Here is a 15331-nt window from a genome sequence, read left to right as displayed (position 1 = left end):
GGCTTGACCCCGAGCCCGATCAGATGATGGGCCAGCCGGTTGGCCCGCGCGTTAAGTTCGCCATAGCTCAGGCGCTCGTCCTCATGCACCACCGCCACCGCCTCGGGCGCCTGGCGCACCTGCGCCTCGAACAGCTCGTGGATGCACAGATCCGAGGGGTAAGGCGCCGCCGTCCGGTTCAACTCCTCCAGCAGATAGCGGCGCTCCTCAACCGACAGCAGATCGATCCGGCCGACCGGCTGCCCGGCATCGGCTATCGCACCACGCAACAGATTTTGCAGATGCCGCGTCATGCGGTCGATCTGCTTTGGTGCCAATCGGCTGGCATCAAAGTGCCATCGAAAGCTCCCATCCAGAGCGCAAACCTGAAAAGTCAGCAAATCGCCGCAGAGGGTTGTCCTATCACTTTGGCTCAACGTAAGATCGCCACCGGCAGAACAGCTGTCTTTCGTGATTGTGATGCCAATCGGCCAGGGCTGGTGCGACCATAGCGCCTCCACGCCTCGCAACGACGGGCAGCGTGCGGTAAGATCTCGGGCGAAACTAGCGTGCTCCCTCAGCTGAGCGCATTCGACCGCCACCGTTTTGCGCACGTCTTTAAAACCATGTGCAAGATCAATGGTAACTTCCATCGGCACGACAGAGGCGATCAACACCTCCACCGCTTTAAAGCCAATCTTCGATCTATCCGATGCAGGCGTCCATCCCAGTTGAAGCTCTGTTTCTCCCGTGATGCGGGCGAGATAGATCAGCCAAGCCGTTACCACGTATTCCATGCGATCATGTGGCGACAGTTTAGCCAAAGCACTTGGAATGACCCGCGAACTCGACTGCCATCTGGGCGGCGCTTCAGCCACGGGCGAAGTCGGGAAAGGAAGCTGCAATGTTCTAAGCTGCTCTAGCCGTTGTCGCCAAAAATTTTCTGAAGGCGCCAGCAATTCATGGGTGGCAGTTATGCTCCGCGCCTGTTCCTCGCTCAAGATCGGAAGGCGATCACCTTGATCCAGATTGGAGTGCTTGGCGAGGGCTCGCGCGTCCAGCACCTGCCCATCGCGGCCGCCAAAGCAAACATCGACATCCTCTGTACCCGTCGCCACTCGCCAATGGCTGGAGTGGACTTCAAGCAGGCAACCTGCCGGAACGCCCGAGCGTTGAGGCAGCACCTCCAGGCGCCTGATTGCGACAGCCTCATCACCTACGAGCGCCTTGGGCAGACACAATGGATTGGGATGATACGGGCCAAAGTCTAGGGCACGCGTCGTCGTTGACAGATCTTGCGCGGATCGATCCCATCGCAGATAGCCTGCCGCATCTGGGCGTCGACGTTTCGGAAAATAACTTCTGTTCACCAGCGCCTGCGGATAGTCCGTAAGCTTCCCGCTCTCGAGGCCAGTTAAGAGCTCGCGGAAACTCTCGATCGCGGCTTCACAACATTTGAGGTTCAGGCTCATTGCCGTGTCGGTGGGCGCCACCAGCACTTGGCGCTGAACCACGACGTCACCCGTATTAACACCATCATCGATCCGATGCCACGTGATGGCATATTCGGTCTCTTGCGCCAGCAGCGCCCAAGACGTTGCGTGCGTTCCCGCATATCGTGGCAATGGACCGTCGTGGTAGTTAAATGCACCTCGACGCGCTCGCCTAAACACGTCCGGTGGCAATATGAACGGATTGGCAACGGAGAAAATCCAATCCACTGGCTCCGCCTTCAAAAAAGAGCAGAGCTCTTCAAGACTTTCCATGCTCGGGATATTGGCGCGAGCCGCCCAATCCGCGAATATGGCGTCACTACACAGGGCCGCACCAATGACGTGGCCCGTCGCCATTGCCAGCTGAGCGCAGCGGATTGCGAGCGTACCACTGCCCACAATGATGCCGGAGGAGATTGAACGCCCTGCAGGATTCCTATCCTGATCGCCTGGTTCGCAGCCACGGCCGCGCACCGGAGAAGACCGATATGCCATCTTTATCCCTCCCGCAGTCCACCCACCAAGCTGGGCAATTCCCGCCCAAGCCGCCGCGCCACGTAGCGGCCCAAACCGGTCACACTGGTTCGGATCTGCTCGGGAGTAACCGCGCTGAACGCTAATCGAATCCTGTAATCTTGAGAGTCATCCAACGCGAAGAAGCTCATGGGCATAACGATGACATTGTCATCTCTTGCACACTCGTTCATGCTTTCCGCGCTAAATCTGAAAGGAAGATCGAGGGTTAGGAAGAAGCCGCCGGAGGGGCGATTCCATCGAATCTGATCCGAGAACGGCGAAAACACACAATCCAGCTGACACAACATAAGGTCGCGATTGGCACGATACCAATCCAGCGCCGGCCGTATCCAGCCACGCAAGCTTACCCCCTGTTCGATCAACAGCCCTGCCACGATCGCTTGTGTAATTTGGCTCGTATTGAGGGTAACGAAACTCTTGCGCTGAACCAGATCTTCCCAAAGTACTCGGCAAGCTCCCGCGTCTCCAAATATCGTCTCGGGCAGTATCGCAGCTCCCACGCGGAGAGATGGGGTTAGCGTCTTGGAGAATGTAGACAGGTAGATGACACTTCCTACCTCATCCAAAGCGGCCATCGGAGGGATCGCATCACCTTCATACCGAAATAGCCGATATGGGTTATCCTCCAGAACGATGACCCGATGTCTGGCGCACACTTGAAGTACATCGCGTCGTGCGGCCAAATCGAGAACGCGCCCGGTCGGATTATCAAAATCGGGGATAAGATATACCGCCCGAGCCCTCCGACCATTTCGGCGCAATTGCAGGACTGCGAGCTCGATTGCCTCTGCAACGCAAGGCCCTGAGTTGGGTAAGGCTGCAACGGCGACCCTTTCGGCCTTAGCTGCACCGGTTGCGCCAATGTAGGTGGGGTTGCAGACCAGGAGCACGTCCGAAGGTTCGGGACACAGCGCCGGCAGGCAGACAGCAAGCGCCTCCTGGCAGCCTGATGTGATTAGTACGCGATCAGTCCTCGCGGGAACCGCCTCATCGGATCGAACCTGTTGTGCAACGAGCTCGCTGATAATGCCGGCAGTTCGTCCATACTGCAACAACTGAGAGTGTACTTGCCCACCTCCGTGATCGCCGGCTGAATACCGCTCATACACCACTAGCCCATTCAACAGCGCCTGGGGGTCAAGCCTATCGAAGAACCGATCACTTGGTCTGCCAGAGGCCAGGGAAATCGCCGACGGAAACGAACCCGAGACCTCGTTTAAGAAATTCATTACTGAGGTTGGCGGCATATAATCCATCGTGGACCCTACGCAGAACTACCGGCAAGGTGAGGATCGCACCAGTGTGGGTTCGACAGCAGCATTCCGTTGAAACCAGCGGCACGGGCTAGACCGGTTCCAGAAATAGCCGTCTGATTGGCGAGTGTGATCGTCGAACATTGCTCTTACTCCGATTGTGGAGGGCTGTGCATCTTCCGTGCCAAGCGAGAAAAACGCGTCTAAACAAGACGGTCGCTATAAAACTGCCATGACGAGTGTCTGACATCGAACATCGGGCGGTCCAAATTTAGCCCGGTATACTGGACTCGCCTGCTCGTTTTCCGCAGCTCGCGGTTGCAGGACTCCTTCCGCTGCCGGTGGCTGAGCGACAGTGTCTCCTGCCTTTCCGCCATCAGTAGGTAACGCACCTTCAACACCATGGCGGTGTCTGATGCTTGGAGCTCTCGACCGGAATAAACCGCCAGGCGGCGCTTCGCACATGGCCTCGGCATCCGCCCCGATTTTTGCGCGCACGGGCAGCAAAGGGGCGATCGCATCATCCGACGTTGCTGGTGATCGGTGCCACAGCCGTCATGCCGCTAGCCCGATGCACATTTCGCTTGCGGCCTCTCGTTCGGCGGACCTCGCATGAGTCTAGTGGCATCGATGCTGTGGATTGCAGGTCGGACACATGACTGAATCTGATCGACCGTGACCGCAATACAGTCGTGCATTCCACGGCCGCCTACACGTTGGGGGACTGGGACCGTCCATGTTCACTCAGTATTTCCCGGACTGCTCCAACTGCTCAAAAAGTTCTTGGACGTTGTTGTCGAGAAATCCTTCCTCACCATTCCGATGTACAAGTTCGATGCTCAAGCCGGTGTTAGGGCATCGCGAAGAGAACGCCTGAGTTAGGCCCGGTCCGCTTATTACGGCTGTGTCAAACGACAGCCCTCGCTTCTTGAGGACCTCAATCATCGCCGACACATCGTCCACAGCTAGCGCGACATGGGCCAGACCTACCCCAAAATTCTCGACAAGTTGAGACACCTGCGACTCTGGTTCTGTGCCTTGACAAAGTACAAAGCACATCCCGTCGCGAACCATCTCCGCGCACACCATACCAGTCTTTTTACCCTTTATGTGCAATCGGCGCCTGAGGTTAAAACCCAGAACACCTTGAAACAAATGAATAGCGTCTTCCAGTCTATGAACGGCCAAGGCGATGTGGTCGATCCCACGAAATCGCAGGTTAGTGTGGTCATCCACCTGTGTGGTGTCTTGCGACGCGCTGTCAAATGACGGGTTTACGGGATGACTCATTTCCATCTCCTTCTCTTTAGATAACGCATTTGGACTCTCGACTGGGCATGTATGCTGTAGGTTGGGCGAGAGTAATGATATATGTGTCATCTCTTTCGCCTATCGGCGGGTACCAGCCCGGTTCTAAGCAGGCTCAACTATGATATGGCGGTCACCATCGTCACGAATCTTGCATTCGCGGGTAGCCGAGCGCCTTCCGCGGCTCATGTGGCACCGTTGGATCCTAGAACCGGGCCAAGCGATCATGTTCGCTATGGGGTCGGTGAGCGTTGATCTAGATCAAAGCGACGCGCATCGAGCCTCATTAAAACTCCAGCCGCGGGCTCGCGACGGCAACTTACAATAGCAGGGATTTCCGCTCGAAGAGCTTAGGTGGAGATTATCACGCTTGACCAACCGAGCATCATCGCCGGCATCCGTTGGTAGAACACGCCGACGCGGACATCTTGTTTTCATCCGAACTTGCCGCCCTCGGACGCGCTGTTCCCAAAGTTCGGCGCCAAAGTGGGGAGCATGAGGATTTGTGGGGCGGGATGGAACGGAGTATGTCGTCGTCATTGAATTTTGGCGGAGCCGGCGGGTGTGAAGAGGGCAAAACGGAAGGCAGCAAAGAGCAGCGGAAGACGCCCGCCTCGGAGGATGAGGTTTTCATCCTGCAGTTCCGTATCTGGCTAAAGGACGTGAACCCGATGGTGTGCGTAGGGTTCAGGTAGCCTCGGCGATGACGCTGCGCGAGATTCATGGTGTTCTTCAGGTGGTGATGGGATGGGAAGGCATCCACCTTTATCAGTTCGTCATTCACACGGCGCGGTACGGCTCCTGGGAGACGGGAGCCCGTTCTCCTGCCATTGCGCTTGCCGATCTGAAGCTGCGCAAAGGCAGCCGGTTCCTGTACGAATACGACCTCAATATTCCGTGGGAGCATGAGGTGCGACTGGAGGAGCGTCAACCATTCAAACCAGGCGCTTACTTTCCGGCATGCACGGGAGGGGATGGCACTTGCCCACAGGAAGACTGCGGTGGACCGGAGGCCTGGATGTGGCGGCAGGACAACGCCTTCGGCTACGAGACGATGGACGATCTGGAGACCACGACAGAGTTTCTGCAGGAAGCCGCCGAAACGAAATCCCTTGCCGTGCTGGACGATCCCGATCGCGCCGAGGAGCTGCGCGGCTCGCTGGAGAGACTGAAGGAGCGCGCCAGCTGGCTGGGAGAGCACTTCGAACGCCGGAAAACGAATGAACGCCTGCAACAGAACGAACATCTCAACCTTATGCATCAGCAGATGTGAGGGTTCTGGCGTCTCGATCTTTCGAAAGCAGGTCGACCGCCAGGAGGGCCACGTCATCACCGCGATCGTGCCGAATCCCCGTAAGCAACGCTCGTACGGCCGGATCCGCAACCTGGTCGAATTTCCGGCGCATGAGCACGGCGGTAACCCGTATTCGATATCACTGTCTCCAGCACGGCCGAAGGGCGCATACGGATGTTTTGCAGGCATCGGGTTTTCCACTCCGGCCATTCTGGAAACCTCGATGAGGGAAGACGACATGCGGGCGCGACTGGTATTGCAAATGCTGAATGACGACAGCGAGATCGTTGCGACCGAAACGGGCGCCGATCTGGTGAAGGTGACGAAGTGTGAATCAGCATTGACCGCCGACCCCTGAGCTGACGACCATTAAGTACATGAGGTTGCTTGAAATTTTTAGCATGGATGGGGCCGCTATCGGCGCCGATTGTGACCCCACCCAGTATCTATTTTCTATCTGTAGATCAGAGGCTTACGCTCATGTCGCGAGGGTCAGCCTTCGGCGCCGATTCACACCGGAGTGAACGCCCGCGGAATGCGACTGCTGGAAAAGGCGCTTCGATCGTATCTCGTCAGGCGCGGCGACTGTTAACTTTGATGTTGAAAAGGAGTTCCCGCGGTTGCAGGGCAATCGACTTCTAGTCATGCGCGTGGTTTACTAGAAGCTGTAAATACATCCGGGGAATCAACTTATGAAGTTCGTTAAAATCGCTCTAGCAGCGACTGTATTCGCTTTGTCAGCAACAAGCGCTTTTGCGCACGGTGGCGGGCTCGATGGAAACGGTTGCCATACCAACCACAAGACCGGCGGCTATCACTGCCATTGATCTGCTGACCACTGGAGGAAATCTATCGCATTTGTCTCAGAAAGAAAGGCTGCCCGCGCAGGCGGCCTTTCCTATTTCTGAATCGATGAAAGTTCCGATCGGCAGCGGCCTTGATGATCGTGGGGACACCGATCAATGATTGCCAGCCTAATCATCTGCGCGTCCCTGACCGTCGTCGACGGGGACACTGTAAAATGCGAGGGGCAGAATATGCGGCTACTTGGCGAAGGGATTCCGTTCATCTCTGGCATAGAAGCGCCGTCGCGGTTCTTTCATTCGTATGCAATCTTAAATCGTAGCCAAGCTTACAAAACATCGAATCGCGCGAGCATCTTTTTCAGCTGAACGTTTTGCAGATAAAGCTTTGTCGTCAGCACGCTTCTCAGCTGTTTGATTTCCTCGTCAAGGCTTGCCACTTCATCGAAGAAAGCATCCCCGGAAGAGGACGATTTGATGCTTTGACCTTCATTTGTGGCGACGCCCCCTTGCGCGACCACGTCGGCATTAACTCTCTTTGCCCGTTCGCGACGATTGGTCCGCGGTTTTCTTTGAGACTTCGTATTTGGCCGGCTATACGCTACCAACGCGCCCGCCTCGGCATCCGAACGACGGGCCGCACTCTCTGCCGGCGTTTGAGCCTCTTCAGCATCAACCGCGGGACCTGGCGCCCGCACGAAGTCGGGATCGCCTTCCGGTTTTTTCGATGCCACTGACACCTGAGCAGCGGAGACGCCCTCGTCACGATCAGGCATGCCGGAAGCTGCCGTTGAATCAGACGCAGGTATTGAAGTTTGATCCGCTTTGCTTTCGATCGCCTCGGGATCAATGGCATGCCCAATCGGATTTTCTTGCACCTTCGCCGGTCGTGGCCGCGACGCCAATTGAACAAGGAATTTCCACGGTGTCTTCATAGTGTTCTCACCTTGAGCAACCTGGGCTGCGACCCTGCCGCAGCGATTATATCCTCACACGCCAATTCAACCGTGCCCGCGAGCCGGGCTCGGCAATCTCTCCCCTACTGAAAAAACAGCGGCTGAGGGCGTTCCACGACCCCGTTTGGGTCGCTCGTTAATCAATCCAGCCCGAGACGCTTGCGAAGCTCGGTATTTTCCTGACGCAACTTGTCGGCCAGAAGCTTGCGAAGTCTTTTATTCTCTTCCTCCAACTGGATCAGATCTTCGATCTCATCGAGAACAGGAGCAGATGCTCTTGCCAGTTGTTCAACCGGCTTCGCCGTCTTGGTTCTGCCGGCGCTGTTGAGTGTGCTCCTACCGTCTGGGACCTTTGTTTCGATGGACTTTGGCTTCCTTCCCCGACCGCGTCTGCCAGGTTTTGCGGGATTTGCAGGTGGCAGTACCGCCGCCTCTGATACGGCCGGAGCCGGTTCGCCAACTGCCTTTGACCGCCGTGGCGCACGCTGCTTCTTGGGCTCCGGTGTTTTTGCCGGGACAACCGCCTGCACGGCCTCAGCATGAGGGCCTGTATTCTCTTGAGCCATCGGTCATCTCCTCTGTAGCCAAATCTGTTTTCGACTGAGCGCAAGACGGAGTCAACAGCGGCGCTGCGGGTCATTGAAAGTGTTGCACCCAATGTGAGCGCAGAATTTGAAGGCCGCTGGAAAAGCTGAGAAAGCTCTATGGCAAAGGTGACTTGAACCACAAACCGTTGGATTCGGTCTGTTCGGCAGCACAACACCGATTCATGGAACTCTTTGTTTTCGAAAATACGTCAGGGACGCAGATAAATTCGCATTGCGGCCATCGAACCTGGATCGAAAATTTATAGCCAGGGCCAGATCTCCCCATAGAATTCGATAGGGCATCGCCGGGAATATCCGACATGAGGATACCGCCGCAGACGACCTGCTGACGTTCGAGATCGGCAAAAACGCGGTAACGGCCCTCGGCATGAAGGCCGTCCAGCTCGTTTTTGAAAAACACTTCGAAAACCATCATATCTCCCATTTGCACGCCTAAGCGATACAAGAGGACGTCCTCCGCGTATTTGATCTCGGTCAAGTTCGACGAAAGAGCATCGTCCCGGGTCATGATCCATGGAGAGTCATTGCTTTTGCCCCCAATAAAGAGTCCCGGCGGCAGAACGGATATCAGCAGGCCAGTCGGGAAGTTGACAGATTGCTTGTTCGGTTTTGTCCGGGGTCGGGCACCCGTGCGGCCGGAATGCGAGCGCGATGCCGGCCGGACCGCGATCGAGGAAGGTTACGATTTCTGGCGATGGGTGGGAGATACGAGCAGCCGGTCTCTATAGCCGGCAATCCCGCCCAGGCCTTCCACGAGCACCTTGATCGCCTTGCGCTTCAATTCGGATTCGACCTGACCGTAAACGGTCCCTGCCCGATTGTGACTGACACCTGAACCCTCGGGAAGGTGAGCCCGAGATCCGATCTCAGCCTGGTGCGCACCGCCGTTCTGATCGCCTGATCCTCTCGGGCAATGCGGTCGTCGGTGCCTCGGCAATGACGCGCTGAATATCCCTTCGGCTCACGATGCCGACGAGACGTCCATGTTCGACGATCGGCAGCCGTTTGATACGATGCGCCTGCAGGCTTTCGGCGATATCGGAGACTTCGCTGTCCGGCCGCGCGACGATCAGGCCCGTCGGCCGAAGAATGGCCTCCAAACTGGCGCCTTCTTTCCGGTGAGGACCGCAGTGGTCCCCTGCCCGCGATGATCATGGGGTCGCCTTCGCCTCCTGCCCCTTACCTTCCTGCCACAGACCCTGCTGTTTCAGCCTGTCGGCCACATCCTTCGGCATATAGGTCTCGTCATGCTTGGCAAGCACGGTATCGGCGACAAAGACATTCGTTCCCGGCGTAAACATGCCTTCGGTGACGACACCCTGGCCCTCGCGAAAAAGATCGGGAAGGATGCCGGTATATTTGACCCTCACGGCATAGGCGCTGCCGTCGGTGGCTGCAAATTCCACCGTCGAGCCGGTGCCGCGCACGACGCTACCCTCGCCGACCAGGCCGCTAAGCCGGATGCGGGTTTCCGGCGCCACAGGCGTCTGTGCCAGATCGGCCGGCATGTAGAAATAGGCCACCGACTGGCTGAAGGCGAACATCAAAAAATCACCGCGGCAATGATGAAACTCATCCCGCCCGCGATCACCGCAAGGCTCTTCTGCTTGCGCGTCATCTCCGATCTCCTGCGGCTGTCATGTCAGGCTCCCACCCAGAAATGGTCAGCAGAACGCCCCCATTGCGCCCGAGTTGGTTCGTCTTGATTTCCGTGTCGAGTTCGAGAACTGGTCTCGGAGGCAAGCGATGACGGCCGTCGCTATGGCAGCGAAACAATCCAGATAACCATGACGTCCAGGTGCCTTTTGCCCTGAACATAGTGGAGCGGGCGATCGCCACATTGACGGGGTCAAATTACGGCGCGCTTTGCCGGGTTGTTCCCGACGCGTTAGACTAGCATGCCTTCCGCAACAGATCGACGCTGCCGACCAGTACGGTCCTGCCTCTGACTTCAACCCCTGCAGGTACAAGCGCGGCGAACGCCCGCGAAAGGGCTTCGGGTGCAAGCCCCAGTTTGCCGGCCAGAATTCTCTTCCGGTACGGCAGGCGAAACGTGACATGTGAGGCCGACGCCGGGCATCGGCTCACGAGATAATTTGCCACACGCTGCGTGGCCGTGTGCAGCCGGTCTCCCGCAATGCAATCCATCGCGCCGAGCAGATGCCGGGTCATGATCCGCATGCCGTTGCGATGCATGACGGGATACTGGTCGGCGAGCGTCCGCAAGTCCGAAAGCTCGAACAACGCCACCTCCGCACCGTCGGCGGACCACGCGCTGTAGGCATAGGCGCCGCCGCCAGACAGAAGATACTCGCCGAAGGTGTCGCCCGGCTCGCAAACACAGATATCTGCCTCGCGCCCGCCGGATTCCGATTTCGAAAGCCGGACGAACCCGTTCATCACACGATAGACGAACGCCGCTGGCTGACCTTCGGCGACGATCCGCTCATCCGGCGCGAATGTTTGAAACTGAGCCGCGGCGGCGAGTTCCTCTACCGTCACCTGGTTGACGCCGTCGAATAGGTCAGACCGCAAAAGTATGGGATTTTTCGCAAGCAATCGATCTTCCTTTTAGCCAATATGCGGTTCAAGAATTGCGGTCGGTTTCGTCGTCGACGAGGATTCGCCAGGCGGCGCCTTCAAGGTCGTCGTATTGGCCGCACTTCAGCGACCAGAGGAATGCCAGAAGGCCCATTCCCCCCATCAGCAGCGCGATCGGTATCAGATAGATCAACATGTTCATGCGGTTTTCACCTCCTCGCCGGCTCCCGCCTCGGTCGGTATTGGGGAATGCTCGCCGACACCATTCAACCGCAGCGCGTTCGTCACGACGATGATCGACGACGTTGACATGGCCACCGCTGCTATCAGCGGCGTCGCCAGTCCGGCGATCGCGATCGGGACTGCCAGCATGTTGTAACCGATGGCGAGAACGAAATTTTGCCGGATAAGACTGGCGGATCTTCGCGCAACGGCGATCGCGTCCGGAACGGCATCCAGCCGCTCCTTGAAAAAGACGAGGTCGGCGGCCTGCCTGCCGATGTCGGATGCCGTGGCGGGCGCCATTGAGACATGCGCGGCGGCAAGCGCCGGAGCATCGTTGATCCCGTCGCCGACCATGAGCACGCGGTGGCCCTCGCCGCTCAGTCGCTGGCATTCCTCGACCTTCTGCTTCGGCGCCCGGGCGCCCAGAGCCGTGTGGATACCGAGAGCCCGCGCCGTGCTGTCGACAACGGATTGCCTGTCGCCGGACATCATCAGCGTTTCACGGCCAGCCTCCGTGAGCGCCCGGACAGCCTCGGCGGCGCCCGGGCGCAGCGTGTCGTCAAAGAGGAAACGTGCGAGAACGGCGCCGTTTCTGGACAGGACCACTTCCGAAAACGGATCGCCGCCCGTGCCGAGCGCGAGGCCGCTCCCGGAGGCAAAGACCCGGCCGCCCAGCCGATAGACACCCGTCCCGTTCCTGGCCTCCATTCCCCCGCCGGGGATTTCCGTGACCTCATCGAAGGAGAGTGAGGAAACAAGCTCCAGATCCCGCACCAGAGCCTCAGAAAGAGGATGCCGTGAATGCGCGGCCAATGCGCAGGCGATCGCGGTGTTACCCGCATCGATCGCTTCGGCCTTGACGAGGCGGGGCCGGCCCATCGTCAGCGTGCCGGTCTTGTCGAAGGCCACGATATCGACCTCGGCCAGCCTTTCGAGCGCCGAACCGTCCTTGACCATGATTCCCTTACGGAAAAGCTCACCCGCAGCGACCACCTGGACCACGGGTACGGCGAGGCCCATCGCGCAGGGGCATGTGATGATCAACACCGCCACCGCGACTAGCATGGCCTGTTTCCAGTCACCGCCGACCAAGCCCCAGGCGAGGAAGGAGACCAGCGCCAACAGGTGCACGGCCGGGGAATAAAGTGCTGCGGCGCGATCGGCGACCCGGCGATAGCGAGCCCTGCCGCCCTCGGCGGCTTCCATCAGGCCGATGATTTCCGATAGAAGCGAATCCCTCGCCACTTTCGTCGCGCGCAGGACGAGCGGGCCGGTCAGGTTTATCGCACCCGAATTCACCGCGCTGCCTGAGGCGACGGCGACCGGACTGCTTTCGCCGGTGACGATGGAAAGGTCCACGTCGCTCTCGCCGTTGACGATCATACCGTCGACGGGGATACGTTCGCCCGCCGCGATTGATATGTCATCTCCAACCGCGATCTCCTCCACCGGAACGTAGCGGCGCGATCCGTCCGGCATCATCAACAGAGCCCCGCGCGGGGCCAGTCTGGCAAGGCCGTTGATCGCCGCGCGTGCCCTTTCCCGCATCACGTGATCGAGGGTTCTGCCGATCAGCAGGAAGAACAGCAGGGAAACCGAAGCGTCGAACCACGCATGTTCGCCGTGGTGCACGGTCTCCCACAGGGACACGGCATAGGAGAGCGTCACCGCAAGCGAGATCGGAACGTCCATGTTGGTACGCCCGCGCTTGAGCGCGTTCCAGGCCGACTTGAAGAAGAAGCGTCCCGCATAGACCAGCGCGGGGGCCGCGATCATCGCCGAGATCCAGTGAAACATGTCACGCGTCGCCGCATCGGCGCCCGACCAGACCGAGACCGATAGCAGCATGATGTTGGCAGCTGCAAAACCCGAAACGCCGATCGCCAGCAGTAGCTGGTTCCTGATCCTGTCGTTTTCAGGTGCCGTCGGCGTGAAAAGATGCGCACGGTATCCGGCCGCGTTGATGGCCGCGAGGATTTCGGAAGGATCGGTCGCCTGCTTGTCGATATCCTCCTGGTAGACGCAGCTAACCCTGCGGGCGGTCAGATTGACCCGGGCTTGCCTGACGAAGGGGAGCGCCGACAGTGCCTTTTCGATGTTGGATATGCAGCCGCCGCAGTGGACGTCCGGTACGCTGACGTCGAGCTGGCGCAATCCGGCCCCGAGCGGATGGCTGGCAAGGCGGACTTCATCGGCGCTGGCGGATGTGGCGCTGAGGGCGAGCACGCTTTGCGTATCCATGGAGCAGCAGGTCATTGGCCAAACTCCGCAGTATCGACGCGCTTGGCCTCATGCATGACGACCACGCCGTTCCTTCTCGATACGGCCTCGATGATCCAGTCGCCGCCGGCGATCTCGTGATCGGCTTCGAACTGCCCCTCGCCCGTCTTCCGCAGCTCGAGGCGGAAATCCTCATGATCGCCGACCGGCCGTTTAAAATTCAGCGTGACATCGTCGATGATCGCAGGCGCGCCCTTCCCGTCATGAATATTGTAGCGGATCTCGCGGCCGTTGACGGAGAGAGCGCCCTCGATGCCCGACGCGGCCATCGTCTTCATCGCTGCCGCCTTGCCGTTGAATTCCTGGCTGGCCACATAGGTGTTTTCCACGACCAGGCCGCTCCAGCTGGATGAGGCATAGACGGCCATGGTGATGTTGACGGCGATCACGACCGCGAAAAACGCCGAGATCGTAAGCAGCATGTGCCGGCCGGTAAAACCTTGAGCGGAAGCTTTCATTTCACGTCTCCCGGTGCGTTGAACGCCGCGCGATAGGTCGCCCGGTCAAAATGGCCCGTGTCTTCGATGACGAAGAGGAATTCATTGGCCCCAGACGGGGCGGGCTTGCGCGTGACGAAGACCTTGAGCGCCGTGGCCGCGTCGGATTCAGCATGGACGGTGAAGCTGCGGCCATCCTGCCGGCCGAATTCGGGAATGCGCATCGTGCCGCCATCCAGTCCGACCAAGGTAATGGTCACGTCCCGCGGCATCGGGATCATGTTGAGGACGCGAAGCGTGTAGCCGTTACGGATGGAGCCGTCGCTTTCCAGAACATATTGAGGGTTGCGGTCGTGGACGACGTTGAGTTCGAGCCGTTCGCGCAATGCGAGATGGACGACCATGGCGATGCCGATCAATGCCCAGACGACGGCGTAGAAGACGATTCTCGGACGAATGATGATGCGCCAGTCGAAATGCCGGACTGCCGGAACGAAGCTGCAATCGGCGTTCCGGACATTGGACGGCTGGATGGCTGTCCGCCCTCCGTCCGTCGCAAGCAACATGTTGCTCGAATATTCGCTGAGCGTCGCATAGGCGATCAGGCCGCGAGGTTTTCCGATTTTGTCCATGACGCCGTCACAGGCATCGATACAGAGCGCGCAGGTGATGCACTCCATCTGCTGTCCGTCACGAATGTCGATTCCCATCGGACAGACCGCGACGCAGGCATTGCAATCCACGCAATCGCCGACCGGTAGGCCCATGGCCCGGGCTTTCTTGGCGTGGCGCGACCGCTGTTCGCCCCGCCAGTCGTTGTAGGTGACAACCAGCGAATTTTCGTCGAGCATCGCGCCCTGGATGCGCGGCCAGGGACACATATAGGTGCAGACCTGCTCGCGCATCAGCCCGCCGAGCACATAGGTCGTGGCGGTCAGGATGGCGATCGTCGCATAGGCGGCTGCAGGAGCGCTGCCGGAAAATAGCGAAGCCGCCAGGCTCGGCGCATCGGCGAAATAGAAGATCCACGCCCCGCCGGTGGTAACGCCGATCAGCAGCCAGATCGCATGCTTGATCACGCGCCTCCTGAGCTTGTCGAGGGTGAAGGGGCCGGCGTCGAGCTTCATCCGCGCGTTCCGGTCGCCTTCGATGGCGCGTTCGACGACGAGAAAGAGATCGACCCAGACGGTCTGTGGACAGGCGTAGCCGCACCAGGCGCGGCCGACCGCGGCGGTGACCAGAAAGAGGCCGAAGCCCGCCATAACGAGCAGGCCCGCAACGTAGTAAAATTCCTGCGGCCAGATCTCGATGAAGAAAAAGAAGAAGCGCCGCGAGGAGAAGTCGACGAGGATTGCCTGATCGGGCGCGTTGGGACCGCGGTCCCAACGGATCCACGGCGCCAAGTAATAAATGCCGATTGTGATCAGCATCACGATCCATTTGAGCCGGCGGAATCGGCCTTCTGCGCGCTTTGGAAAAATCTTCTTGCGTGGCGCATAGAGAGGTTGTCGGTTGCGCCGGGTGTTGACCGGCTCGACGCTGGCGCGTTCGATGTCGTTTGGATCGGAGGCGGTATAGAGATTCATGGGACCTGTCCGGTTTTCAGCCGCTCTTGTC

At 58.9% G+C, this 15331-nt stretch carries 15 protein-coding genes and 3 pseudogenes; 5 read left to right on the top strand and 13 right to left on the bottom strand.

What is annotated here, in order from left to right; genetic code table 11:
- The 3 genes from OLZ32_RS37960 to OLZ32_RS37950 form a co-directional block, all read right to left on the bottom strand.
- The coding region (locus OLZ32_RS37960; protein ID WP_264425496.1) for a formyltransferase family protein at positions 1-1967 on the bottom strand (1967 nt) is incomplete at its 3' end.
- 2 nt (positions 1968-1969) lie between these two features.
- Positions 1970-3265, bottom strand: coding sequence for an aminotransferase-like domain-containing protein (locus tag OLZ32_RS37955; protein ID WP_264425495.1), 1296 nt, complete (start codon positions 3263-3265; stop codon positions 1970-1972).
- Between the two features lie 741 nt (positions 3266-4006).
- Entirely contained in the window at positions 4007-4552 is a 546-nt protein-coding gene (locus OLZ32_RS37950; protein ID WP_264425494.1) for a VOC family protein, read from the bottom strand.
- A 721-nt stretch (positions 4553-5273) separates the two neighbouring features.
- On the opposite strand from OLZ32_RS37950, the gene OLZ32_RS37945 reads away from it, so the two are divergent.
- The 5 genes and pseudogenes from OLZ32_RS37945 to OLZ32_RS37930 form a co-directional block, all read left to right on the top strand.
- Positions 5274-5843: a plasmid pRiA4b ORF-3 family protein gene (locus OLZ32_RS37945; RefSeq protein ID WP_264425493.1), complete on the top strand. Its 570-nt coding sequence runs from the start codon at positions 5274-5276 to the stop codon at positions 5841-5843.
- Complete coding sequence (locus tag OLZ32_RS37940; protein WP_264425500.1) at positions 5791-6222, top strand: hypothetical protein; 432 nt, start codon at positions 5791-5793, stop codon at positions 6220-6222. Before OLZ32_RS37945 ends, OLZ32_RS37940 begins: the two co-directional genes overlap by 53 nt.
- 334 nt (positions 6223-6556) lie before the next feature.
- The gene (locus OLZ32_RS39540; protein ID WP_264441030.1) at positions 6557-6691 is read left to right on the top strand and encodes a YHYH domain-containing protein; all 135 of its coding nucleotides are present in this window, start codon (positions 6557-6559) and stop codon (positions 6689-6691) included.
- Positions 6639-6830 (top strand): hypothetical protein, encoded by a 192-nt coding sequence (locus OLZ32_RS37935; protein WP_264425492.1) that lies wholly within the window; start codon positions 6639-6641, stop codon positions 6828-6830. Before OLZ32_RS39540 ends, OLZ32_RS37935 begins: the two co-directional genes overlap by 53 nt.
- Positions 6827-6953, top strand: a pseudogene (locus OLZ32_RS37930) (thermonuclease family protein); the annotation flags it as partial. The gene OLZ32_RS37935 and the pseudogene OLZ32_RS37930, both read left to right, overlap by 4 nt.
- 43 nt (positions 6954-6996) lie before the next feature.
- Here the strand turns inward: OLZ32_RS37930 and OLZ32_RS37925 are convergent.
- The 10 genes and pseudogenes from OLZ32_RS37925 to ccoG form a co-directional block, all read right to left on the bottom strand.
- On the bottom strand, positions 6997-7602 hold the full coding sequence (locus tag OLZ32_RS37925) for a hypothetical protein (protein WP_264425491.1): 606 nt from the start codon (positions 7600-7602) through the stop codon (positions 6997-6999).
- A gap of 161 nt (positions 7603-7763) precedes the next feature.
- Positions 7764-8189, bottom strand: coding sequence for a SyrB2 regulator (locus OLZ32_RS37920; RefSeq protein ID WP_264425490.1), 426 nt, complete (start codon positions 8187-8189; stop codon positions 7764-7766).
- Positions 8190-8325: 136 nt separating this feature from the next.
- Positions 8326-8643 carry a hypothetical protein gene (locus OLZ32_RS37915; RefSeq protein ID WP_264425499.1) on the bottom strand — a complete coding sequence of 106 codons (318 nt, stop codon included), beginning with the start codon at positions 8641-8643 and terminating at the stop codon, positions 8326-8328.
- A 267-nt stretch (positions 8644-8910) separates the two neighbouring features.
- Positions 8911-9304 (bottom strand): annotated as a pseudogene (locus OLZ32_RS37910) (CBS domain-containing protein); the annotation flags it as partial.
- A 78-nt stretch (positions 9305-9382) separates the two neighbouring features.
- Positions 9383-9849 (bottom strand): annotated as a pseudogene (ccmE, locus tag OLZ32_RS37905) (cytochrome c maturation protein CcmE).
- 275 nt (positions 9850-10124) lie between these two features.
- Positions 10125-10790, bottom strand: a complete 666-nt coding sequence (locus OLZ32_RS37900) for a Crp/Fnr family transcriptional regulator (RefSeq protein ID WP_264399540.1) — start codon at positions 10788-10790, stop codon at positions 10125-10127.
- 28 nt (positions 10791-10818) lie between these two features.
- A complete protein-coding gene (ccoS, locus tag OLZ32_RS37895) occupies positions 10819-10974 on the bottom strand; it encodes a cbb3-type cytochrome oxidase assembly protein CcoS (protein ID WP_264399539.1) in 156 nt (51 codons plus the stop codon).
- A complete protein-coding gene (locus tag OLZ32_RS37890; protein ID WP_264425489.1) occupies positions 10971-13253 on the bottom strand; it encodes a cation-translocating P-type ATPase in 2283 nt (760 codons plus the stop codon). Before OLZ32_RS37890 ends, ccoS begins: the two co-directional genes overlap by 4 nt.
- Positions 13250-13735: a FixH family protein gene (locus OLZ32_RS37885; RefSeq protein WP_264425485.1), complete on the bottom strand. Its 486-nt coding sequence runs from the start codon at positions 13733-13735 to the stop codon at positions 13250-13252. Before OLZ32_RS37885 ends, OLZ32_RS37890 begins: the two co-directional genes overlap by 4 nt.
- Positions 13732-15300 carry a cytochrome c oxidase accessory protein CcoG gene (ccoG, locus tag OLZ32_RS37880; RefSeq protein ID WP_264425483.1) on the bottom strand — a complete coding sequence of 523 codons (1569 nt, stop codon included), beginning with the start codon at positions 15298-15300 and terminating at the stop codon, positions 13732-13734. Before ccoG ends, OLZ32_RS37885 begins: the two co-directional genes overlap by 4 nt.
- Between the last annotated feature and the right edge of the window lie 31 nt (positions 15301-15331).

Origin of the sequence: Rhizobium acaciae (assembly GCF_025941625.1) — a bacterium.
Classification (GTDB): Bacteria; Pseudomonadota; Alphaproteobacteria; order Rhizobiales; family Rhizobiaceae; genus Rhizobium; species Rhizobium acaciae.
This window is presented reverse-complemented; position numbering and strand designations above follow the sequence as displayed.